The organism is Streptomyces sp. NPDC058469, assembly GCF_042721125.1.
In the GTDB taxonomy this organism is placed as follows: domain Bacteria; phylum Actinomycetota; class Actinomycetes; order Streptomycetales; family Streptomycetaceae; genus Streptomyces.
Window position 1 is genome coordinate 61,178 of the sequence record NZ_JBHXME010000022.1, and the last position, 20,920, is coordinate 82,097.

Here is a 20,920-nt window from a genome sequence, read left to right on the forward strand (position 1 = left end):
TCAGCCCTTTACGATCCGGGCGACTTCGACGAAGTCACCGCCCTGCCGCAGGGAGGTTGCCGCGGCGAGTACGACCGCGAGGTCGGCCGCGGCGTCGGCGAAGGTCACCAGAGGCCGGCGCTGCTCGGTGATCGCCGCCACCCAGTCGTCGACCATGAGCCGGTGGCTGTCGTAGTAGTTCTCCGGCGGGCTGATGGCGGTGCCCTGCGGCGTCTTCGCGTCGAAGCGGTGGGCGTGGCCGAGGTCGGTCTCATAGCTGACGCGCACGTCGATGCGGGCCTTCGAGCCGAAGACCGTGGCTTCGGCCTCGTCGACCAGGGCAGCGGCGCCCCAGGAGTAGACGGAGTGTCCGATGAGCCCGGAGGCGAACCGGGCGGTGAGCAGGACGGTTTCCACCTCACCGTCTCCGGCGTCCTCGGGCACTGTGCTGTGCTGGGCGGCCACGGCGGTGATCTCTCCGCCGAGCTGGCGCAGCAGGGACGTGTGGTGGGTGCCCTGGTCCAGCATGATCCCGGAGGACGGGCCGGTGCCGGCCCGCCAGCCGTCGCGGACCCAGACGCCGCCCAGGGTGTAGGCGCGGGTGGTGCGCAGCGCCCGAATCGCACCGGCCTGCCCGGCCGCGATGGCCTGACGGGCGGCCTTGACCGCCAACAGGTGCGGGTAGTTCTCCGCGACGGCCGCCACCACGCCACCGCCTTCGCCGGCGGCGACCATGCGCGTGGCGTCGGCGATCGAAGTGGCCAGGGGCTTCTCCACCAGTACGTGCCGGCCGGCGGTCAATACCTCTACGGCGGCGTCGGCATGCAGGTGGTGCGGCAGGCGCTGGTCGACAGCGTCGAACTCGACTCCGGCGGCCGGCACCTCGGCGAGGGAGGCGAAGGCCGGTATGCCCAGCAGGGCGCCGACGGCTTCGGCTCGGTCGGTGTGCGGGTCGACGGCTGCCACGAGGCGGTAGCGGCCTCCGGTCGGATGTGCGTAGACCCGGGTGGCCACCTCCCAGCCGATCGCTCCGCAGCCGACCAGCACGATCCGCAGGGTCGCTGGGTCGGCTGCGGAGCGATCGGCCGGGGGCACGGTGGATTCGGTGTTCACGGCATGAACGTCCTTAGTGTGGTCGGCAGTTGTCAGCGGGTTGGTGTGCGCAGCTCACCGGGGGAGTCTTCCGGTGCTGCTTCGGCCGGCGGTCGGGTCGCTCGGCCGGCGCGGGCCCTGACCGGTCGGCGGGCCCGGCCCAGGCGCTTGGCGCGTACCCGGTCGATGGTGATCGCGACGCCGAGGACCGCGCCCAGCACGATCTGCTGGTAGTAGGGGCTGACGTTGAGCACGATCAGCGCGTCGTTGATGATGACGAGCAGGACGCTGCCGGCGACGATGCCGATGACGCGCCCCTGCCCTCCGAGCAGGCTGACGCCGCCGATGACGGCCGCGGCGATCGCGTCGAGTTCGTAGCCACTGGCCACCGAAGGGTCTCCCAGCCCCAGCCGGCCGGCGATCAGGATGCCGACGACGCCGGCCAGCACGGCGGAGGTGACGTAGGTCCATATCACCCGGCGGCCGACGTTGACGCCGGCCAGCCGCGCCGCTTCGGCGTTGCCGCCGACGGCATACGTCTGCCGGCCCAGGTACATGCGCTCCAGGAAGAACCAGGCAGCGGCCGCGACCAGCACGAACATCAGCGCCGGCAGCGGTATCCCGAGAACGCTCTGCTGGGACAGATCCATGAACGCCTGCCCGGAGATGGAGATCGGCACGCTGTGGGTTATCGCCTCGGCGCCACCGCGGGCAGCGGTGAACGTGACCAGGGTGATCACGAACGGGGGCACGTTCAGGCGGGTGACGAACAGCCCGTGCATGGCCCCGACCGCCGCACACAACAGAAGGGTGAGTACGACGCACAGGACCAGCGGCAGGCCGGCCTGGACGAACAGCCAGGCGCTGAACACCCCGGACAGCGCGGCCAAGGCGCCGACCGACAGGTCGATGCCGCCGGTCAGGATGACCAGGGACTCCCCCAGGGCCAGGATCCCGAACTCGGCCAGGTTGCGGCTCATCTCGCTCAGGTTCCCCGGGTCGGCGAACCGGTTCTTGTCCGCCCACACCGCGAGGAACACCACGATACAGGCGGTGATCACGCCGATCTCGGGGGTCTCGGCCAGCCTGCGGGTCCAGCCGCGGCCCGGCTGGAGGCGCTGCGTCCGGCCGAGCGCCTCGGCCGGGCTGTTCGTGTTGGTCGGCACTGGCATGGCTTCCTTACCGGTTTCCGCTGGTCGGGGCGGTCGCGGCCGCCCAGGTCATGATCAGTTCCTTGGTGAAGTCGGCCCGGGCGATGTCCGCGACCGCGCGGCCGCCGGCCATGACGATGATGCGGTGGCAGATCCGCAGGAGTTCCTCCAGCTCAGAAGAGGCGACCAGGACCGAGCAGCCTCCCGAGGCGGCGTCGGTGATCAGCCGGTAGATCTCGGATTTGGCGCCGACGTCCACACCGCGGGTGGGCTCGTCGAGCAGCAGGACGGCGGGGTTGGTGGCCATCGCCCGTCCGAAGATCGCCCGCTGCTGGTTACCGCCGGACAGGTCGCGGATCGGCTGCTCGGCGGAGCGGCAGCGGACGTTGGCCAGCGTCAACAGCCGGGCGGCCTCGCGGCGTTCGGCTGCCGGGCGCAGACAGCCGCGGCGGGCCAGGCGGGGCAGCGCGGTCAGGGTCAGGTTCCAGCGGATGGGCGCGGCCGCCAGCAGGGACTGTTCCTTGCGGTCTTCGGCGACCAGGGTCACGCCGGCTGCGATCGCCTGAGCGGGGCTGCGGGGGCGGAACGGTGTGCCGGCCAGAGTGACGGTGCCGCCGGTGCGCGGCTGAGCGCCGAACAGGGTGTGCAGCAAGCGGCTGCGTCCGGAGCCCATCAGCCCGGCCACGCCCACGATCTCGCCGGCGCTCAGGTCCAGGTCCAGCGGGCCCAGGCCGTCGGCGGCCAGGCCGCGCGCGGCCAGCACGGTCGCGGTCGCGACCGCGGGCGGATCGTCCTCCGTCCGGGCCAGCTCGGCGCCGACCATGGCCCGCACCAGAACCTCCTCGCTGGCCTGGTCCCGGGAGAGGTCGGCGACGATCTCGCCGTTGCGCAGCACGACCAGGCGGTCGGACACGTCCAGGACCTCGTCCAAGCGGTGGCCGACGAAGATGACGGCACCGCCGTCTTCGGCCAGGCGTCGGGCCAGGCCCAGGACCATCGCGGCCTCCACCGGGCCCAGGGCGGAGGTGGGCTCGTCAAGGATCCACACCAGCGGCCTACGGGCCCATGCCTTGGCGATCTCGACGAGCTGGCGCTGGGCGACCGACAGCGTGTCCAGTCGTTGGCCGGCCGAGATGTCCAGGCCCAGCTCGTCAAGCGCGGCCTGGGCCTGGCGGTGCAGGGCCCGGCGGTCCAGGATGCCGCGCCGGGTGCCCTCGGGGGTGCGCCCCAGGAACAGGTTCTCGGCGACCGAGAGCTGGGCCACCAACGGGAACTCCTGGGAGACCATGGCCACACCCGCTGCGGCGGCCGCGGCCGGATGACCGGCCGAGACCTCTTGGCCGCCGACGTCGACCGTCCCGGTGGTGGGGGCGACGGTACCGGCGATGGCGCCCATCATCGTGGACTTGCCGGCACCGTTCTCCCCGACAAGCGCCACGACCTCACCGCGCCGCAGCACCAGGTCCGGCACGTCCAGGACCCGCACCGGTCCGTATGCCTTGGTCACCTGGCGCAGGTGCACCGCCGGGCCGGCGGCGACGTCGGCCGCCGTCATGACGAGGCGAGGCCGAAGCCGGCGAGCTTGGCGTTGTAGGCGTCGAGGTTGGCGGCGGTGACCACGCCGATGCCCGAGGACAGGGTGTAGCCGTCCGACCCGAGGTAGGGCTTGAGCAGTGCCATCGTCGCGGGCCTGCCCAGGACCTTCATCGCGGTCAGGATGTACTCGGCCATGTAACCCTGCTGGTAGGGCTGCTGCAGCACCATGGCCTGTATGACGCCGGACTTGAGCATCTGAAGCGTCTTCGGTTCGGCGTCGTCGGCCAGGATCTGCACCTTGCCGGACTTGCCGGCGCTCTGCACGGCCTGCCCGGCCGACGGGCCGTCGTAGGACCACACCGTGTAGAAGGCCTTCAGGTTCGGGTCCGCCTGCATCGCCGCCGAGGCGTTCTGCAGTGCTTTGCCGGCGTCACCGTTGTCGTTGTACACCTGGAACACCTTGATCTTGGTGTTCTTGATGGCTTCCTTGAAGCCCGCGATGCGCTCGGTGGCGTTGGTCGCGGTCAGCGAACCGGTCAGCAGCGCCACGTCCCCGCCCTTGGGCAGCATCTGGGCCATGGCCTTGCCGGCTTGCTGCCCGGCGGCGTAGTTCGGGGTGCCCAGGTACACCGGCGCGTCGCTCTGGTACTGCTGCATCGGCCCGTCGATCGGCAGGATGTTGACCCCGCGGGCCGTGGCCGCGCTCACCGCGCTACCCATCGCCGACGGTTGGATCGCCGAGACGGAGAAGCCCGTAATGCCCTGGGACACCAGCGTCTTGATCATCGACAGCTGCAGGGTCACGTCCTGGGTGGGAGGCTCCTGGAACGTCGACTTGACGCCGAGCTCGGAAGCGCCCTTTTCCGCGCCGGTCTTCGCCGCGTCCCAGTAGGCCGACACCACGTTGACCACGACGGCGTTGTCGACCTTCGACAGGTTCTTGCCCGCCAGTGCCGCCTTGATCTTGTCTCTCAGCTCGGCGAGCTTTTTGTCGTTGAACGCGATCGAACCCTGCAACGCTACGGCGGAGCCGCCGGCGGCCGACGCCTTGCTCGGGCTTCCGGAGGAGGCTCCCGAAGAGTTGGTGCTGCAGGCGCTCATGGTGAACGCGGCTGCGACGAGCACGGCCGGCAGCACATGCTTACGAACTCTGTGACCCATGTGGGGCTCCTGTTCAGGTCGGATGTCGGGCCCGGGAGTGGGGCCTTACTGTGCGTTGATCGCCACAGATAAGGGCGGTGTTCCGGGGGTCCGCGGCTCCCGCCGACCCCTCCGAAGCGTGGTGACTGTGCCGGTGTCAGGCATCAGAGCGCGGCGGCTGAAACCTTCACGTAATGTGCTGTGCGAGATAATAATCAGAGTAATCACAGCAATGGAAGACCCCGGTGGCCACGAAGGTTGGGACGTTGCCGCGGGTGTGGCGCCGCGCCGACCGCACCTTGATCAGTAGCCGGGACAGCCGGCCGAAAAGCTGTGTCCACCGAACAGGCAAGCCGTCCGGGAGAACCACCCGAGGCCTGGAGACCAGCGCGGGGCCCGCCGGGGTGTTGCCCTCCAACGACTGGGGATTCGGCGGTGACCGGGCATGTCGGGCACCTGGCCACCAAGGACCGCCAGTGGTCGGCGATGGCCCCGCCGGGGCGCTTCGCGCTGTTCGCGAGCGAGCGCGGTGCTCGCGATGCCAAGGCGCTGTGGGCCCGGTGCCGCTCGGGCGGGAATCGTTTCGGGCGGGAACCGTTCGGGGCGGCTGTTCGGCGTGCGACCGGGTTGTCCAGCAGGCCGTCGGCGCCGGCATCCACGTCCTGCGCCGAGCCCACCGGATCAGCTGCGGTGCCACTGTGGCGGCTTGGCCTGCTGCTGTGCGGGCAGTCGGCAGTGCCTGCTCGTTGGCCGACCGGTGCCGTCGGCCACGGCCGGCGGAGGACCTGGTCGCGACCGCATCCGGGCTCAAGCCGATCCCACCGACGGCCCACAGGGACCCGGGACTGAAGCCTGAAGACCTCGAAGGTCCCCGCGGCATCAGAGTGCTCAGCCGCCTGCCCAGTTCGACGCGCAAGCCACCGCCAGCAGGCGTTCGGGGGTATCGGGGATGGTGAAGTGGTCGCCGAGGGAGGTCAGGGCGGCCCCGGCCATGAGGTGCCCGAGGCGAAGGCGGGCGGTGTACGGAAGATCGTGGAGCCTTCCGTACAGCCAGCCCGACGCGAACGCGTCTCCTGCTCCGACGGGCTCCCGGACGGCGATCGGCAGCGCGGGCACGACGACCGGTTCATCGGCCCGGCCGAAGGAGACGGCCGCGCGGGCGCCGTCCTTGACCACGAGAGTGGACGGCCGGCCGATCAGTCGGCGTACCTCGGTCGCGGAGTCCAGGCCCCACAGTGCCTCGGCCTCGTCCAGGCCGACGAACACGGTGTCCGCCGCGTTGGCCAGGTCCAGCAGTTGGTTGGCCGCAACGGCTGGGGAGGGCCACAGAGCCGGGCGGTAGTTGACGTCGAAGGAGGCGTGGACGCCCTGGGCCCGGCAGGCGGTCAGCGCATGGCGAATGGCCGCCGCACAGCTGTCCGACAGCGCGGGCGTCACTCCGGACAGGTGCAGGACCGCCGGCTGGAAGGCCAGCGCAGTGTCGACGTCGGCCGGCGACATGGTGGAGGCGGCGGAGCCCGTCCGGTAGTAAGTGACCGTCGAGCCGTGCGGGCCGGGGTCTTTCAGGAACAGCCCGGTGCGCCGGCCGGGCAGGAACCGTACGGCTGAGACATCGACGCCGGTGGCGGCGAGGTCTCGGGTGATGCGCTCGCCCAGGGCGTCCTCACCCAGGCGGCTGACCCAGGACACAGGGATGCCGAGCTGGGCCAGTGCCTGGGCGACGTTCGACTCCGCGCCGGCGGTCCGCAGGGTGAACGTGGCAGCGGTGCTCAGGGACAGCCCGTCGTCGGGGACGAGTTGGGCCATGGTCTCTCCGAAGCAGACCACGCGCGCCCGGGGATCTTGGTCTTGAGCCATGGGAAGAACTCCTCGGTTCGGTTTCCGGGCGGGTGGCCCCTACCACTCGGCGAAGGAGCCGTCGTCGTGCCGCCAGACCGGCGTGCGCCAGGGGGTACTGACCGCATCGGCGCGGCGCACTGCGGCCTCGTCGATGGCGACGCCCAGGCCGGGAGCGTCCCAGCGGTGGATATGGCCGTCGCGGAAGTCGAACACCGAGGAGTCCAGCAGGTAGTCCAGCAGGTCCTCCCCCGGCTCGTTGTAGTGGATGCCCAGGGACTGTTCCTGGATCAGCAGGTTGGGGGTGGCGAAGTCGACCTGCAGACAGGCCGCCAGGGCCAGCGGGCCCAGCGGGCAGTGCGGGGCCAGAGCCGCGTCGAAGGTCTCGGCCAGGGCAGCGATGCGCCGCACCTCGGAGATACCGCCGGCGTGCGACAGATCCGGCTGCACCACCGCGACGCCGGCCTGCAGAACGGGCAGGAAGTCCCAGCGGGAGTACAGCCGTTCGCCGGTGGCGATCGGCGTGCTGGAGCCGGCGACCAGTCGCGCCAGGGCCGCGTGGTTGTTGCCGGGCAGGACCGGTTCCTCGACGAACAGCGGATGGAAGGGTTCGAGCAACGGCAGCAGGCGGCGGGCGGCCGGCGCGGAGATGCGGCCGTGGAAGTCGATGGCCACATCCCGGTCGGGGCCCAGCACCTCGCGGGCGGCCGCCGCCCGCTCCAGGATGGCGGCGGTCTGCGCCTGGGGCGGCAGGTGACCCACGGCACCGGAGGCGTTCATCTTGACGGCGGTCAGGCCTGCCTCGACCTGGGCGGCAACGGCCTCGCCGACCTGGTGCGGGTCGTCGCCCCCGACCCAGCCGTAGACCCGGACCCGATCGCGGACCGGCCCGCCCAGCAGTTGGTGGACCGGCACTCCGTGGGTCTTGCCGGCGATGTCCCACAGCGCCTGGTCCAGTCCCGCGAGCGCCGAGGACAGCACCGGGCCGCCGCGATAAAATCCCCCCTTGGCCATCGTCTGCCAGTGGTCCTCGATCCGCCCCGGGTCTCGGCCGATCAGGTAGTCGGCCTGGGCCGCTACCGCCTGGCGGACGACGTCGCCGTGCCCTTCCAGGGATGCCTCGCCCCACCCGGTCACCCCTTCATCGGTGTCCACTTTGACGAACAACCAGCGGGGCGCCACCTGGAACGTCTCGATCTGAATTATCTTCACGAATCTTCCAATGCTCAGATTACTATGATTATTATCGGAACCAGGAACCGACCCACAAGGGGGGCAGATGCAGCGCCGCGGCGATCTTCACACTCGCGTCGTCAACAAGCTCGGAGCCGCGATCGTCGACGGTCACCTCGCCGAAGGGGAGATCATCGACCTGGACAAGATCGAGGAAGAGCTGGACGTGTCACGCTCGGTGACCCGTGAGGCCCTGCGCGTCCTGTCCAGCCTCGGCATGATCGTGGCACGGCACAAGGTCGGCACCCGCGTACTGCCCCGCGCCGAGTGGAACCTGCTGGACACCCAGGTGATCGCCTGGCGCTCCGAAGGCAAGGAAAGCGACCTGCAACTGCACGATCTGCTGCAACTGCGCAGCGGCATCGAGCCGTTGGCCGCCCGGCTGGCAGCCGGCCGACTGGACGCCGCAGCGCTTCAGACCCTGCGTGAGTCGTGCGACGAGATGGAAGCCGCCGCCCGGACAGTGGACCGGCGCACGTTCCTGCGCGCCGACGAGGTGTTCCACAGCACGATCCTGTTCGGATGCGGCAACGAGTTGGTCGCGCGCTTCGGGCAGGTGGTCGTGGCCGCCCTGGAGGCCCGGCAGCACGAGTCGCGCACGGCCATCACCGAGCTGACACCGCCGTCGCTGGCACTGCACCGCAAACTCCTGCAGACCCTGGAGCGGTCTGTCAGCGGCAAGACCGGTCGGGCCGCCGCCCAGGCCGAGCGAATCGCCCGCGAACTCGTCGACCTGGCGAGCGTCGAACTTGGATTTGAAGCGTGAGGACGCCGGTGATCCCGGCAGAGCCCGTACGCACTTCACCGTTCGACCTGTCCGGCCGGCGAGCGCTGGTCACGGGCTCCACCCGGGGCATCGGCGCCGGCATCGCCGAAGGCCTGGCCCGCGCCGGCGCACACATCGCCGTACATGGCCGCGATGAGCTTGGCGTCAAGGCCGCGGTGAACCGGCTGCGCGATGCGCTCGTCGGCGACGGTATCGAGGCCCAGGTGGACTCCGTGGTCTTCGACGTCACCGATGCCGAGAGCATGCTGTCCGCCGTCGCACGGCTGGAGCAGGACTTGGGCGGCATCGACATCCTGGTCAACAACGCCGGCATCCAACACCGGTCGCCCTTGGTCGACTTCCCGCTGCATGCCTGGCAGGAAGTACTGTCGGCGAATCTCACCAGTTGCTTCCTGCTCGCCCGGCAGCTGGCTCCTGGAATGATCATCCGCGGCCAAGGCAAGATCATCAACATCTGCTCGGTGCAGAACAGGCTGGTACGCGGTTCCACATCCGCCTACGCGGCGGCCAAAGCGGGACTCGGCGCCCTGGGACAGGCCATGTGCGCCGAGTGGGCCGCGGCCGGAATCCAGATCAACGGGCTGGCGCCGGGCTACATCGATACCGACCTGAACACCGCCCTGCGACAGAACCCTGAAATGGTCGACTGGATCAAGTCCCGTACGCCGGCCGGACGTTGGGGAACCCCGCAGGACCTGGCCGGCCCCGCCGTGTGGCTGGCATCGGCCGCGTCGGACTTCGTCAACGGGCAGGTCGTCTTCGTCGACGGCGGAATGACGGCGGTCATCTGACATGTCGATCCCAGATGGCCAGGCCGTACTCACGGCAGAGCGCACCGTCGAGGCCGTCCGGGTCCACACCGCCGGCGATCTACGGCTGGACCGGCTGGAACTGGCCGTACCGCAACCGCACGAAGCCGTTGTGCGCATCGCGTACGGCGGCATCTGCGGCTCCGACATCCACTACTGGCGTCACGGCGCCGTCGGTGCCTCCGTCCTGCGCGCCCCGATGGTCCTGGGCCACGAAGTCGTCGGTACGATCGCGCAGGCCGCCGTCGACGGCTCGGGACCAACCGGGTCCACCGCCGTGGTCGTACACCCGGCGCAGACCTGCGGAGTATGCCGGTGGTGCCGCACCGGCCAGGAACATCTGTGCCCGAAGTGCCGCTACCTGGGCAGCGCCGCGCAGTGGCCGCACACCGATGGCGGATTCGCCACGTGGATGACCGTCCCGACAGACCGGCTCGTCCCGATCCCCGACGGCCTGGACCTGCGCCGGGCCGTTCTGGCCGAGCCGACGGCAATTGCCTGGCACGCGGTCACCCGCGCCGAACAAGCCGACGGGCCACCCCTCCACGGCGCGCACGTCCTGGTGGTGGGCGCCGGCCCCATCGGCCTGCTGGTCGCCGCCGTCGCCCGGCACCGGGGCGCCGGCTCGGTGACCGTCACCGACCTGCACACCCGCCCTCTCCAGGTCGCCGCCCGTACCGGGGCCGACCGGACCCTCACCGTCGAGCAGATGTCCAACGGCACGCCGATCCCCCCGGCCGACATCGTCTTCGAGTCCTCCGGTGCGCCCGCGGGCCTGGCCATGGCGCTGCGTGCGGCGTGCCGCGGAGGCACTGTGGTGGCTGTCGGGCAACTCCCCCTCGCCGATTTCACATTGCCCGCCTCGCAGATCGTGACCAACGAGCTGACAGTCACCGGCTCCCTGCGCATGGCCGCCGAACTACCCGCGTCGCTACGCTTCCTCGCCGACCCCGACTCGGGCGTCGAGGCGGTTATCAGCCACGAGTTCGGCCTGGACGACCTCGCGGACGCCTTCACGGTCGCCGCGGACCCGGGCCGGTCCAGCAAGGTACTCCTGCGCTTCTGACCAGCCCAAGCTGGGACCGGCTTACCTTCGCCGTCGGAGTCATGGTCGACGCCTTCGTCGTCCGCCTCGCCCTGGTCCCCGCCGCCATGGCCATCCTCGGCGCCAAGGCCTCACACCACTCCCGCCGCCTCTCCCGCCACGTCCCGGACCCCGACATCGAAGGCGAACGTCCCGACGACAGAGGACCCGACCAAACTCGCTGGTCAGGGGTGATATCGAGGTCCCGCCGAAGCCACGGTCGCCAAGTACATCCAGTCCTTGCCTACAGGCAATATGCGATGTCGCCGCACCGGCGCACGTCCGGCCGCAGCGCGGTGAAAATCGCGCTCCAGGAGATCCGGGGCCTTCGCTGCCCGGGCGTCCCGCACCGTGGTCCGCCTTCCCTTACGCAGACGCCGGCCCGAGATCCCGGCCGCCCGCGTCAGCCGCGCGACCCGCTTGTGGTTCACCGCCGGCCCGGTCTCCCGCAGCTCGCGAGTGGTCCGGGGCACCCCGCAGGCACCCTTCGCGGCCCCGTGAACATGGTCAGGCCTGCCGGGCCGAGTCCGCGGCGGGTGCCGGGGCGGTTTGGTGGTTGTCGAAGTAGTGGACGAGCTCCGGGGCGGGTTCGGGTACGGCGACGGGTGTGCCGTTCGTGCGCAGTGAGGCCGTTGCCGCTGCCGCGCAGGCCACCGCCTCGCGGGCGGCGACCGGTGAGGTCTCGGTGGGTCCCCCGGCGGAGGCGAAGCGGAGGAACTCGTCGACCAGTGCCCGGTCCGCGCCGCCGTGCAGGCCGCCGTCCGGTGAGGGGATGGGGAGGCTGAGGTCGGCGTCCTGGCGGTAGCCGGAGCGGCGCCGGTTCCAGACCTTGATGGTGGCGGGGTCGCCGTCGATGCCGTCGCCGAAGTTCTCCAGGCGGCCTTCGTCACCGATGACGGTGTAGTTGCGCCAGTAGTCGGGAGTGAAGTGGCACTGCTGGTAGCTGGTGAGAACCCCGTTGTCCAGCCGGCCGAGCATCATGCTGAGGTCTTCGATGTCGATGACGGGGTTGAGATCGCGCAGGGCGGACGGCGGCCAGACGTCGGGGTCGAACCAGTCCGGCATCCGTCGGCGTTCGGGGGCGGCGCCGGGTGTGCCGCGGCGCGGGTTGTCCCCGTAGACGGCGAGGGTGCCCTGCGCGACGACGTCGCGGGTGTAGCCGCCGGCGAGCCAGTGGATGACGTCGAGGTCGTGTGCCCCCTTCTGCAGGAGCAGTCCGTTGGTGTGGGCCCGCTCGGCGTGCCAGTCCTTGAAGTAGAAGTCCCCGCCGTGCCCGACGAAGTGGCGGCACCAGATGGAGCGCACGGTGCCGATCGCGCCGGTGTCGATCAGCTCGCGCATGCGCCGCAGCATCGGCAGATGGCGCAGGTTGTGGCCGACGTAGAGGCGGGTGCGGGAGCGGAAGGCGGCGGTGAGCAGCGCGTCGCAGTCGGCGACGGTGATGGCGAGGGGTTTCTCCACGAACACGGGGATCCCGGCGTCGAGGAAGAAGAGCGCGGGGTGTGTGTGCAGGTGGTCGGGGGTGAGGACGAACACCGCGTCCAGGCGGTCGTCGAGCATCTCCTCGTACCGCTCGTGGATCGCGACGTCCGCACCGAACAGGTGTCCGGCATCGTCCTGGCCCCTGGGGCTCGGGTCGGCGCAGGACACGACGCGGGCGACGCCCGGCCGGTTCGCCAGCGTGGCCAGGTGGGCGCGCTGCCCGACTCCCACCACTCCGACACGTAGTTCGGACCCTTCGGAACCCGTCGGCCGACCGTGGTCGCCCATGTGTCCGTCCCTTCCTCTCGTCTCGTCTTTCGTCTCGCTGCTGCGAACCTCTGCCGGCGTACGCCTCCTCACCCGGGCGAGTGGGGTGTCCAGGGCGCCTCTTTGGGATCGGGCGCCACGGACCGGCCCGATCCACACGAAACGTCCTAGCGCCGTGGGGCCGTGGGGGCCGCGAGTCCGTCACTGAGCAGGCGGCTGTCGACCTCGTCCAGGGCCAGGCGTACGGCGCCCAGCGCCACGCTCTCGTCGCCGAGTGTGGAGGCGCGCAGTTCCGGCAGACGCAGGCAGTGTTTGGTGAGTTCCTGGCGCAGCGGCTCCAGGACGACGTCGGCGGACCGGGAGAAACCGCCGCCGTAGACGACGACCTGGGGGTCCAGGGCGAGTACCAGGGCGGCGACTCCGACAGCGAGGTCACGGGTGTAGCGGCGGACGGCGGTCTTCGCCTGCCGGTCGCCTTCCCGGGCCGCCTGGAACACCCAGGCCGCGGCCTCGCCCGGTGCCGCTGTGGCGGGTACGCCGGGGCAGGTTTCGAGGTGGCCGGGGGCGCTGAGCCACCGTACGGCCTTGAGGGCGCCGATCTCTCCCGCGGCGCCGCCGTGACCGCGGCGCAGGGTGCCGTCGAGGATGAGTCCGGCGCCGGTACGCAGCCCGGCGAGGAGGAAGACGATGTCGTCGGCGTCCGACGCCACTCCTTTCCAGCGTTCGGCCACGGCGGCGAGTTTGCAGTCGTTCTCGACCTGGATCGGGCAGGGGAAGCGGGTGGCGAGGTGGGCGACCGGATCCGCGGTGTTCCAGCCGGGCAGCGGGGTGAACAGGGTGGTGCGACCGCTGGCGTCGACCGGGCCGGTGACGCCGACGGTGACCGCCCAGATGTCGGTGGGTGTCATGCCGGCGCCGCGCAGGACCTCGTCGATCACGCGGTCGACGACCGCGAGCCGGGCCCGCGGGTCCGCCTCGGGGTCGGCCGGGCGGCGCAGTGTGTGGACGAGGTTGCCCTCCAGGTCGCTGAGCATGACGAGGATCTTGTGGACGCCGATGTCGATGCCGAGCACATGCCCGGCGTCGGCGCGGAAGCGGAATCGGCGGGCCGGGCGCCCCACCACGCTGTTGGCACCCGGCTCCTCGACCTCGGCCCAGCCGTCGACGACCAGGGACTGGACCAGGACGTCGACGGCAGGCCGGGACAGACCGGCCCGGCCCGCGAGTTCAGTGACCGTCGAGGGCGGACTGCCGCGTAGCGCCCACACGATGGACAGCTGGTTCATCTCGCGCATCCGGGACAGGTCTGTTCCGGTCGTCGCCATCTGGTGCTCCCTGAAGGGGGCGGATCCCCGCCGCTGGATAATGCTGAGCAGTTTACTAATTCAGCTCGGCGACCGCTCCGGCGCCGGAAGGTCAGGCGATGGGATAGCGCTGCTCCTTCTCGGGATCGACCGCCGGTCCGAAGTCGACCTCGCGCCCGTCGAGTGCGAAGCGGTAGCGGCTGAGCCTGCGGACCTCCGGGCGGGCGGCCAAGTAGACGTTCATTTCCGCCAGTTCGTCGGGGTGCAGCCAGCCGGGCGGATCGGAGACGGCCCGGAAGCCGCAGATGTCGGCGAGATCGCGCAGCCACCCCTGCTGCTGTTCGGTGAGCAGGTTGAGGCGGCTGCGGAAGTAGACGACATCGGGGTCGACCTCCAGCAGCGGTGCCTGCCACAGCCGGTGCAGGATGTTGACGACGGCGTTGCGGGCCAGGGCGTCGGACGGGTCCTGGGTGGCGTAGTGCTCCCACAGCGGTGCGACGTCGGGGCCGCTGCGGATGCCGTCGATCAGTCCGAGGGAGGGCAGCAGGGGCGCGCCGCTGCCGAGGAGGTAGGCGTCCGGTCCCGTCTCCTCGCGGATGATGCGCAGCCCGAGCCGGTAGGCCTCTTCACGGCCGATGTCCTCGAAGCGTGCGCCGGGGACGGCGCCGGCCCCGATGAAGTCGAGCTTGAGGTAGCTGAATCCCCACTGGCGGCCGACCCGTCGGATGGTCTCGCGCAGATGCTCCTGCGCCGCGGGGCGGGTGAGGTCGAGGGTCCAGTAGCCGGTGCCCCAGTTGTGGCCGGCGACCACCGGTTCGCCGCGACGGTCACGCAGCAGCAGCTCGGGCCGTCGTCGGGCGGTGCGGGATTCGGGGTGGACGATGAACGGGGCGATCCACAGGCCCGGTCGCAGTCCGGCGTCCGTGATCCGGTCGGCCAACGCCTTCATCCCCGAAGGGAACTTGGCGTTGGCCTCCCAGTCGCCGACGGCCTGTTCCCAGCCGTCGTCGACCTGGACGACGTCGAAGGGCAGGCCTCGGAGGGCGGTGATGTCCTTGGTGAGCTGCTGTTCGGTGATGTTCTCGTAGTACGCGTACCAGCTGCACCACACGTTGCCCGCCCGCTTCTCGCTGTGGCCCAGGCGGGCGGCGAGATGGCTGGTGTACGCGGCGAAGACCTCCTGTTCGCTGCCGTGGGCGAGGAACCACGGTGCTCCGCAGCGCTCGGACCAGCCGGCGAGTATGTCCTGGTCCGCCGAGAGACGGGGGATGTCCAGGCCGAGCGCGCCGAGCAGCAGCACCTGCCCGTCGGCTCCCTGGAGGGCGGCCACGGCGGAGGAGTGGTGGCGGGCGGGATCGTCCCAGACGGTGTCGTCGGCGGTGAGACGGCGTTCGGCGCTCTCGATACGCAACGGGGTGTCGGAGAGACGACGCCATCCGCAGGGGCTCCAGGAGTTGTGCCCGTGGCGATAGAACAGCGCGTCGCCGAGGCCGTGCAGGACCGCCACTCGGCCGGGGGGCAGCAACAGACCGCCGTCGACGGCCTGGGGCGGAGCGTCGCCTTCGAGTTCGAGGGCGAGGGTGCGTCCGCCGAGGTCTGCGAGCTGGGCCATGGATCTCCTTGCGTCCGGGGGGAGTTCGTCTGCCTGCGCGGCGGCTACTTGAACAGACCGTTGACCTTTTCGTTGGCCGACTTGAGCGCGGCCTGGGGTTGTGCCCTGCCGAGGATCACCGACTGGATGGCGTCCTGGACGAGGGGGTTGATCTCGGTGCCGTGCTCGGTGACGGGCAGCTGGAAGGTGCCGTCCTTGGTCGCCGCCGCGTCGGTGAAGGCACTGACGTCGTCGCCCTTGGCCTTGTGCGCGGCGAGCGCCTTCTGGGTGGCGGTCTTGAGTGCGGGGAAGACGACGGCCCGCTCGGCGACGAGGTTCTGGCAGTCGGGCGAGGCGAGGAACTTGACCCACTTCCAGGCCTGTTCCTTGTGCTTGGTACCGGCCCAGATGGCGTCGGAGAGACCGTTGATGGCGCTCTTGCGGCCGGCCGGACCCGTCGGCAGCGGCGCGAAGGCGAACTTCTGCCGCGACTTGGGGTCGGTGAACGAGGAGATGGTCCAGGAGCCGGCGACCATGATCGCGCCCTTGCCCGCGGTGAGCAGCTCGGAGTTGGCGACGGAGGACTGCTTGTCGAAGCGGGGCGAGTAGCCCTTGTCGATCAGGTGCTTGAACCACGCGATGGTCTCGGCGAGCCTGGGGTCGTCGTACTTGTAGTGCGTACCCCACGGGTTCTTGTCGAGGTAGGTGAAGCCGTTGGCGGCGGCCAGGTCGCCCCAGCCGTTCTGGCCCTGGGAGCCGTCGGCCCATTCGGGCAGGAACCCGTAGGTCTTCACGTGGTTCTTGTCGAAGCCGGGGTCGAGACCGTTGCGTCCCTTGGTGTCGACGGTGGCCTTGGCGATGGTCTGCTCGAACGTGCCGCCGTCGGAGGGGTTCCAGGTCAGCTTGTCCAGCTCGGCGGCGTCCACGCCCTGCTTCTTGAGCTGACCGGTGTTGTAGGCCAGCGCCATGGTGTCCCAGTCCTTCGGCAGCCCGTAGCGCTTGCCGTCCTTGACCCAGGTCTCGGTCAGCCCGGCCTGGTAGGCGGACAGGTCCACCTTGTCGCGGTCCACCAGCGGCTGGAGGTCGAGGAGTTGGTTGCTGGTGGCGAACTGCGGATAGTAGGACGCCTGGTCGGTCCACACGTCCGGGGCCTCGCCGGAGGTGAGCTGCGTGGTGAGGTTCTGCCAGTACTGGGCCCACGCGGTCTGGGTGATCTTGACGGTGATGTCGGGGTTGGCCTTCTGGAAGGCCGTGGCGCACTCCTGGTAGGCGGGAAGCTGCTTGTCGTCCCACAGCCAGTAGTTGAGGGTCGTCTTCCCCCCGGCCGTGTCGTCGTCGGAGCCGGCACAGGAGACGAGAGTGGCGGCGGCGGTCAGGCACAGCAGGGCGGCGCCGAAACGCGGGTGCTTGGAACTCATCACGGGACCTCTTTGGCGTACGGGAGTGGGAGTCACTTGATGCCGGTGAAGTTGAGCGACTCGACCAGACGGCGGCCGAGGACGATCAGCAGGAGGAGAACGGGCAGGACCGAGAGCGCCGAGCCGGCCATGAGCCCGGTCCAGTCGGGCTGGGTGTTGGGCGACTGCTGCTGGAAGATGCCGAGTGCCACCGTCAGGACGCGGGTCTCGTCCTCACGGCCGGTCAGCAGCGGCCACAGGTAGTCCTTCCAGGACCACACCGTGGTGGTGAGCCCGATGGTGATGAGCGGGCCCCGGCTCATGGGCATCACGATCCGCCAGAAGATCCCCCAGGAGCCCACGCCGTCGAGGGTGGCCGCCTCCTCCACGTCACGGGGGATGGACAGGAAGAACTGCCGCAGGAAGAACACCGCGAACGGCGTCATGAGCACGCTCGGAGCGACCATGCCGGCGAAGGTGTTCAACCAGCCGAGGTTCTTCACCAGGACGAAGTTGGGCAGCACGGTGAAGATCGGCGGCACCATGAGCGCGGCGATCAGTACCCCGAAGACCGCGTCCCGGCCGGGGAAGCGCAGCCGGGCGAAGGCATAGCCCGCCATCGCGCAGAACAGTGTCTGGAGTACGGCGATCAGCCCGCTGTAGACGACGGAGTTGAGCAGGTAGCGCAGGAAGTCGACGTGCGCGCCGGAGCCGCCGGCCGCCTGCGCCTCCGCCTGGCTGGTCAGCCCGAGCACCCGCAGGAAGTTGATCATCGTGGGGTGGTGCGGGACCAGGCCGGTGGAGTCGGAGTAGATGTCGGCCGCCGGCGTCAGGGCGGTGCGGATCATCCAGTAGAACGGGAAGACGGTCGCGAACAGCGCGACGCCGAGCAGCGTCCACGCGGCGATCCGGCCGGGTGAGAGACGCCGGCGCGCGACCTTGGAACGGGTACGGACACGGGTCATGGGCATGATGTGCCTCCTCAGGCCAGGTCGGAGCGGGAGGCACGCAGCAGACGCATCTGTACCGCGGTCAGCACGCCGAGGATCACCGCGAGCACCACGGCCACCGCGGAGGCGTAACCCATGTGGAAGTTCGTGAACGCCTGCTCGTAGATGTAGAAGTAGATGACCCGGGTCGCGCTGATCGGGCCGCCCTTGGTGGTCACCGCGATCGTGTCGAAGATCTGGAACGAGCCGATCAGTGACACCACCAGGACCAGGGCGAGGACGGGCCGCAGCAGCGGCAGCGTGATCCTGGTGAACATGCGCCACTCGCCGGCTCCGTCCAACGAGGCGCTCTCGTAGAGGTGTTGGGGGATCTGCAGCATCCCCGCGTAGAGCAGCAGGGCCGTGTAGCCGGTGTACGCCCAGGTGTTGACCCCGGCCACGGTCGGCATCGCCCAGGTGGGCGAGGTGAAGAAACCGGTGGTGCCGAGACCGAGGGCGTCGAGTATGTGGTTGACGAAGCCGAGGTTGGTGTCCAGCATCCACATCCACAGCAGACCGACGGTCACGTTGGGCACCAGCCAGGGGATCAGCAGCATCGCCCGCAACGCCACCGACCGGGTCAGGCGGTGCATGAGCGTCGCCAGCAGCAGACCCAGGACGCTCTGCGACCCGATGTTGAGGAGCACGTAGTAGCCGGTGACCTTCAGGGCGTTGAAGAACTGCTCGTCGCCGATCAGCTGCCGGTAGTTGTCCACACCGATGAAACTCGGATCGGTGAGCAGGTTGTAGTCGGTGAGCGAGTAGTAGATGCCGCGCATCGTCGGATACGCGTAGAACAGCGCGAAACCGATCAGTGCGGGAGCCAGGAACAGCCAGGCGGCCCCGCGGTCGTCGCGGCTCCGGCGTGGCCCGCCCGGCGAGCGGACCGTGCCCGGGTGTGAACCGGCGCCCTTCTGCGGTGGCGCAACTGCGGTGTCCGCGCCCATGGTTCCCCTCCGAAGAGATCTGCGCCGCACCTCTTGTCAGTGGGGCACCGTGGACACATATTGATGAGCAACAGCGAAAGTTTGTCAATGCTGGCTCATAACAAATCCGGTCCAGGCCCCCGAAACATCCAGCGGAAGCCAGCAGGCGCGGCCTTGCGATGGCCCGCGTCCGCGCAGGTCAGAAGGGAGTTGGCGGGCCTGCTGAACCGTCCGGCGGACCGCTGGACGGCATGTCCCCACCCGATACCGGAGGTTGACACCGTGCGCACCTTCGCACAGCGACGCGGCAGAGAAATCCTGGCCGCACTCTGTTCCACCGTCCTGGCCCTGGCCCTGGCGGCGCTCCCGGCCAGCTCTTCCACGGCATCCGCCGCTCCATCGGCGGCCACAGCCCAAGGGGCGCCCGCCCGCCCGGATCCCGGCCCGAGCCCCGATCCCTCACTGCCGGTGCACACGCTCACCCGCGCCGACGCACCGCTGGACAACCCGCTCAAGGGCTTCGCCCGCTTCTACCAGCCGGGAGCCGACCAGAACACCGGCTACCCGCACTCGTTGACCTGGAGCTACTTCGGCCTGTCCGAGGTCATGAACGACTCCTCGAACTGCAGGCTCTACGACTGGAGCGTCCTGGACGACGCGCTCACCGAGACCGCCTCCTACGGCAACCAGGCCGCCATCCGCTTCTACATGGAGTACCCGGGCGGCTCGGGAACCCATCCCGCGAACGCGATCCCCCCGTGCTTCGCCGGGCACGTCGACAACCGCACCAACGCCTACTGGAACACCACCAGCCCCGACTACGACAGCGCCTACCTGCTCGACGCGCTCAAGAACTTCATCGCCGCGTTCGGCGCCCGCTACGACAACGACCCGCGCATCGGCTTCATCCACATGGGACTGGTCGGCCTGTGGGGCGAGTGGCACACCTGGCCCTACGACACGGACACCTCGAGCGACTCGTATCCCAACTACATGCCCACCGACGCGCACGGCGCCGAGATCATCAAGGCGTACAACAGCGCCTTCACCCACACGAAGATCGAAGTGAGATACCCGGAGTCCGGAGGCGGCGCCGCCGACAGTCTGCCGGCCGTCGGCTATCACGACGACTCCTTCTGCTTCCGCGAGGGCAGCCCACAGGCCGGCGTCACCCTGCCCACCTCCATGGGTGGAGCGTCCTACTCCCAGCTGCAGAAGGCCCTCGAACAAGGCGTGGAGAACCGCTGGACCACCGCCTCCATGGGCGGAGAGGTGCGCCCCGAGATCCAGTCCACCGCCTTCGACAACTGGCCCGGCGGCTCCGGCGCCGTGGACAACATGAAGGCGTGCCTCGAACTGGAGCACACCACCTGGAAGATCAACGAGGGCAGCGCCAACTACGACCCGAACAACGCCAATGTGGCGGCCGCCGTCCGGCTGATGGGCTATGACCTCACCGTCGACCACGCCTACTTCCACGACACGGCGCAGGGCAGCACCACCGTGGGCGTGCGGATCACCAACAACGGTGTGGCGCCGTTCTACTACCCCTGGACCGTCAGCCTGGGCCTGAAGAACTCCGCCGGGCAGGTCGTCAAGACCTGGGCCACCCCCTGGGATCTGCGCAAGGTCATGCCCGCGAAGATCCGCGCCTTCCCCGACTGGGGCGTGGGCGCCGACCCCACCTACCTCGACTACGGCTACGCCCAGTACTTCGACACGTCCGTCGACCTCTCCGGTGTCACCGCCGGCGGCTACCAGCTCGTCATGAAGGCCAAGAACCCGCTGGAGGACGTCAGCGCGAGCGCCAAGAAGCTGCGCTTCGCCAACGCCGGCCAGAACCAGGACGGTTGGCTCGACCTCGGCGCCATGACCGTCGGTTCCGGCTCCACCGGCTCCCTTGGCTACGAGGCGGAAGCTGCCGGAAACACCCTCACCGGCACCGCCCGGACAGCCGACTGCACCCGCTGCTCCGGCGGTTCCAAGGTGGGCTACATCGGCAACGGCGCCGCCCTCACCTTCAACGGCATCGACGGCGGCAGCGGCGGCACCAGAACGGTCACCATCCGCTACGCGACCGCGGAGTCCCGCTCGGCCACCGTCCAGGCCAACGGAGACACACCACAGACCGTCGCCTTCGCACCCACCGCCGACTGGTCGACACTCGGGACCACCACAGTGAGCCTGCATCTGGACGCCGGGACGGGCAACCACCTCACCATCGCCAACAGCTCGGCATGGGCACCCGACATCGATCGCATCACCGTGAGCTGACGGACCCGGGAACGCCCGGCGCCGTGGCGGCGCTGCCGCCGGC

At 69.8% G+C, this 20,920-nt stretch carries 16 protein-coding genes and 1 pseudogene; 4 read left to right on the forward strand and 13 right to left on the reverse strand.

The genetic code is table 11. The annotated features are described in order from the left end of the window. The 6 genes from ACFWP5_RS13800 to dgoD form a co-directional block, all read right to left on the reverse strand. Window positions 1–1,092 carry a Gfo/Idh/MocA family protein gene (locus tag ACFWP5_RS13800; RefSeq protein WP_384154737.1) on the reverse strand — a complete coding sequence of 364 codons (1,092 nt, stop codon included), beginning with the start codon at window positions 1,090–1,092 and terminating at the stop codon, window positions 1–3. A gap of 32 nt (window positions 1,093–1,124) precedes the next feature. After that, complete coding sequence (locus ACFWP5_RS13805; RefSeq protein ID WP_384154739.1) at window positions 1,125–2,243, reverse strand: ABC transporter permease; 1,119 nt, start codon at window positions 2,241–2,243, stop codon at window positions 1,125–1,127. A 7-nt stretch (window positions 2,244–2,250) separates the two neighbouring features. Continuing rightward, on the reverse strand, window positions 2,251–3,777 hold the full coding sequence (locus tag ACFWP5_RS13810; protein WP_384154741.1) for a sugar ABC transporter ATP-binding protein: 1,527 nt from the start codon (window positions 3,775–3,777) through the stop codon (window positions 2,251–2,253). Further along, a complete protein-coding gene (locus tag ACFWP5_RS13815; protein ID WP_384154743.1) occupies window positions 3,774–4,919 on the reverse strand; it encodes a substrate-binding domain-containing protein in 1,146 nt (381 codons plus the stop codon). Before ACFWP5_RS13815 ends, ACFWP5_RS13810 begins: the two co-directional genes overlap by 4 nt. Before the next feature lie 867 nt (window positions 4,920–5,786). Then, complete coding sequence (locus tag ACFWP5_RS13820) at window positions 5,787–6,755, reverse strand: sugar kinase (protein ID WP_384154745.1); 969 nt, start codon at window positions 6,753–6,755, stop codon at window positions 5,787–5,789. A 39-nt stretch (window positions 6,756–6,794) separates the two neighbouring features. Then, window positions 6,795–7,946 (reverse strand): galactonate dehydratase, encoded by a 1,152-nt coding sequence (dgoD, locus tag ACFWP5_RS13825; protein ID WP_384154748.1) that lies wholly within the window; start codon window positions 7,944–7,946, stop codon window positions 6,795–6,797. A gap of 67 nt (window positions 7,947–8,013) precedes the next feature. On the opposite strand from dgoD, the gene ACFWP5_RS13830 reads away from it, so the two are divergent. Genes ACFWP5_RS13830 through ACFWP5_RS13840 form a run of 3 tightly spaced genes read left to right on the forward strand, consistent with a single transcriptional unit; the run spans window position 8,014 to window position 10,629 of the window. Then, window positions 8,014–8,733 (forward strand): FadR/GntR family transcriptional regulator, encoded by a 720-nt coding sequence (locus ACFWP5_RS13830; RefSeq protein ID WP_384154750.1) that lies wholly within the window; start codon window positions 8,014–8,016, stop codon window positions 8,731–8,733. 8 nt (window positions 8,734–8,741) lie between these two features. Then, window positions 8,742–9,545 carry an SDR family oxidoreductase gene (locus tag ACFWP5_RS13835; protein WP_384154752.1) on the forward strand — a complete coding sequence of 268 codons (804 nt, stop codon included), beginning with the start codon at window positions 8,742–8,744 and terminating at the stop codon, window positions 9,543–9,545. Between the two features lies 1 nt (window position 9,546). Beyond that, entirely contained in the window at window positions 9,547–10,629 is a 1,083-nt protein-coding gene (locus ACFWP5_RS13840; RefSeq protein ID WP_384154754.1) for an L-idonate 5-dehydrogenase, read from the forward strand. Between the two features lie 203 nt (window positions 10,630–10,832). Here the strand turns inward: ACFWP5_RS13840 and ACFWP5_RS13845 are convergent. The 7 genes and pseudogenes from ACFWP5_RS13845 to ACFWP5_RS13875 form a co-directional block, all read right to left on the reverse strand. Beyond that, window positions 10,833–11,129, reverse strand: a pseudogene (locus tag ACFWP5_RS13845) (IS3 family transposase); the annotation flags it as partial. Between the two features lie 25 nt (window positions 11,130–11,154). Then, window positions 11,155–12,417, reverse strand: a complete 1,263-nt coding sequence (locus tag ACFWP5_RS13850) for a Gfo/Idh/MocA family protein (protein ID WP_384154756.1) — start codon at window positions 12,415–12,417, stop codon at window positions 11,155–11,157. 146 nt (window positions 12,418–12,563) lie between these two features. Beyond that, window positions 12,564–13,721: an ROK family transcriptional regulator gene (locus tag ACFWP5_RS13855; protein WP_384154758.1), complete on the reverse strand. Its 1,158-nt coding sequence runs from the start codon at window positions 13,719–13,721 to the stop codon at window positions 12,564–12,566. Between the two features lie 91 nt (window positions 13,722–13,812). Then, window positions 13,813–15,312 (reverse strand): glycoside hydrolase family 36 protein, encoded by a 1,500-nt coding sequence (locus ACFWP5_RS13860; protein WP_384154760.1) that lies wholly within the window; start codon window positions 15,310–15,312, stop codon window positions 13,813–13,815. A gap of 44 nt (window positions 15,313–15,356) precedes the next feature. Next, window positions 15,357–16,709: an ABC transporter substrate-binding protein gene (locus tag ACFWP5_RS13865; protein WP_384154762.1), complete on the reverse strand. Its 1,353-nt coding sequence runs from the start codon at window positions 16,707–16,709 to the stop codon at window positions 15,357–15,359. 32 nt (window positions 16,710–16,741) lie between these two features. Next, a complete protein-coding gene (locus ACFWP5_RS13870) occupies window positions 16,742–17,653 on the reverse strand; it encodes a carbohydrate ABC transporter permease (protein ID WP_384154778.1) in 912 nt (303 codons plus the stop codon). A gap of 17 nt (window positions 17,654–17,670) precedes the next feature. Beyond that, a complete protein-coding gene (locus ACFWP5_RS13875) occupies window positions 17,671–18,624 on the reverse strand; it encodes a carbohydrate ABC transporter permease (RefSeq protein WP_384154764.1) in 954 nt (317 codons plus the stop codon). Window positions 18,625–18,885: 261 nt separating this feature from the next. On the opposite strand from ACFWP5_RS13875, the gene ACFWP5_RS13880 reads away from it, so the two are divergent. Continuing rightward, the gene (locus ACFWP5_RS13880; protein WP_384154766.1) at window positions 18,886–20,877 is read left to right on the forward strand and encodes a carbohydrate-binding protein; all 1,992 of its coding nucleotides are present in this window, start codon (window positions 18,886–18,888) and stop codon (window positions 20,875–20,877) included. The last annotated feature ends 43 nt before the right edge of the window (window positions 20,878–20,920 follow it).

Coding starts and splice junctions, on each gene's coding strand:
- ACFWP5_RS13860 (WP_384154760.1), bottom strand. CDS start 15,312: ATGGCCCAGCTCGCAGACCTCGGCGGACGCACCCTCGCCCTCGAACTC.
- ACFWP5_RS13855 (WP_384154758.1), bottom strand. CDS start 13,721: ATGGCGACGACCGGAACAGACCTGTCCCGGATGCGCGAGATGAACCAG.
- ACFWP5_RS13870 (WP_384154778.1), bottom strand. CDS start 17,653: ATGACCCGTGTCCGTACCCGTTCCAAGGTCGCGCGCCGGCGTCTCTCA.
- ACFWP5_RS13875 (WP_384154764.1), bottom strand. CDS start 18,624: ATGGGCGCGGACACCGCAGTTGCGCCACCGCAGAAGGGCGCCGGTTCA.
- ACFWP5_RS13840 (WP_384154754.1), top strand. CDS start 9,547: ATGTCGATCCCAGATGGCCAGGCCGTACTCACGGCAGAGCGCACCGTC.
- ACFWP5_RS13815 (WP_384154743.1), bottom strand. CDS start 4,919: ATGGGTCACAGAGTTCGTAAGCATGTGCTGCCGGCCGTGCTCGTCGCA.
- ACFWP5_RS13850 (WP_384154756.1), bottom strand. CDS start 12,417: ATGGGCGACCACGGTCGGCCGACGGGTTCCGAAGGGTCCGAACTACGT.
- ACFWP5_RS13830 (WP_384154750.1), top strand. CDS start 8,014: ATGCAGCGCCGCGGCGATCTTCACACTCGCGTCGTCAACAAGCTCGGA.
- ACFWP5_RS13805 (WP_384154739.1), bottom strand. CDS start 2,243: ATGCCAGTGCCGACCAACACGAACAGCCCGGCCGAGGCGCTCGGCCGG.
- ACFWP5_RS13820 (WP_384154745.1), bottom strand. CDS start 6,755: ATGGCTCAAGACCAAGATCCCCGGGCGCGCGTGGTCTGCTTCGGAGAG.
- ACFWP5_RS13865 (WP_384154762.1), bottom strand. CDS start 16,709: ATGAGTTCCAAGCACCCGCGTTTCGGCGCCGCCCTGCTGTGCCTGACC.
- ACFWP5_RS13810 (WP_384154741.1), bottom strand. CDS start 3,777: ATGACGGCGGCCGACGTCGCCGCCGGCCCGGCGGTGCACCTGCGCCAG.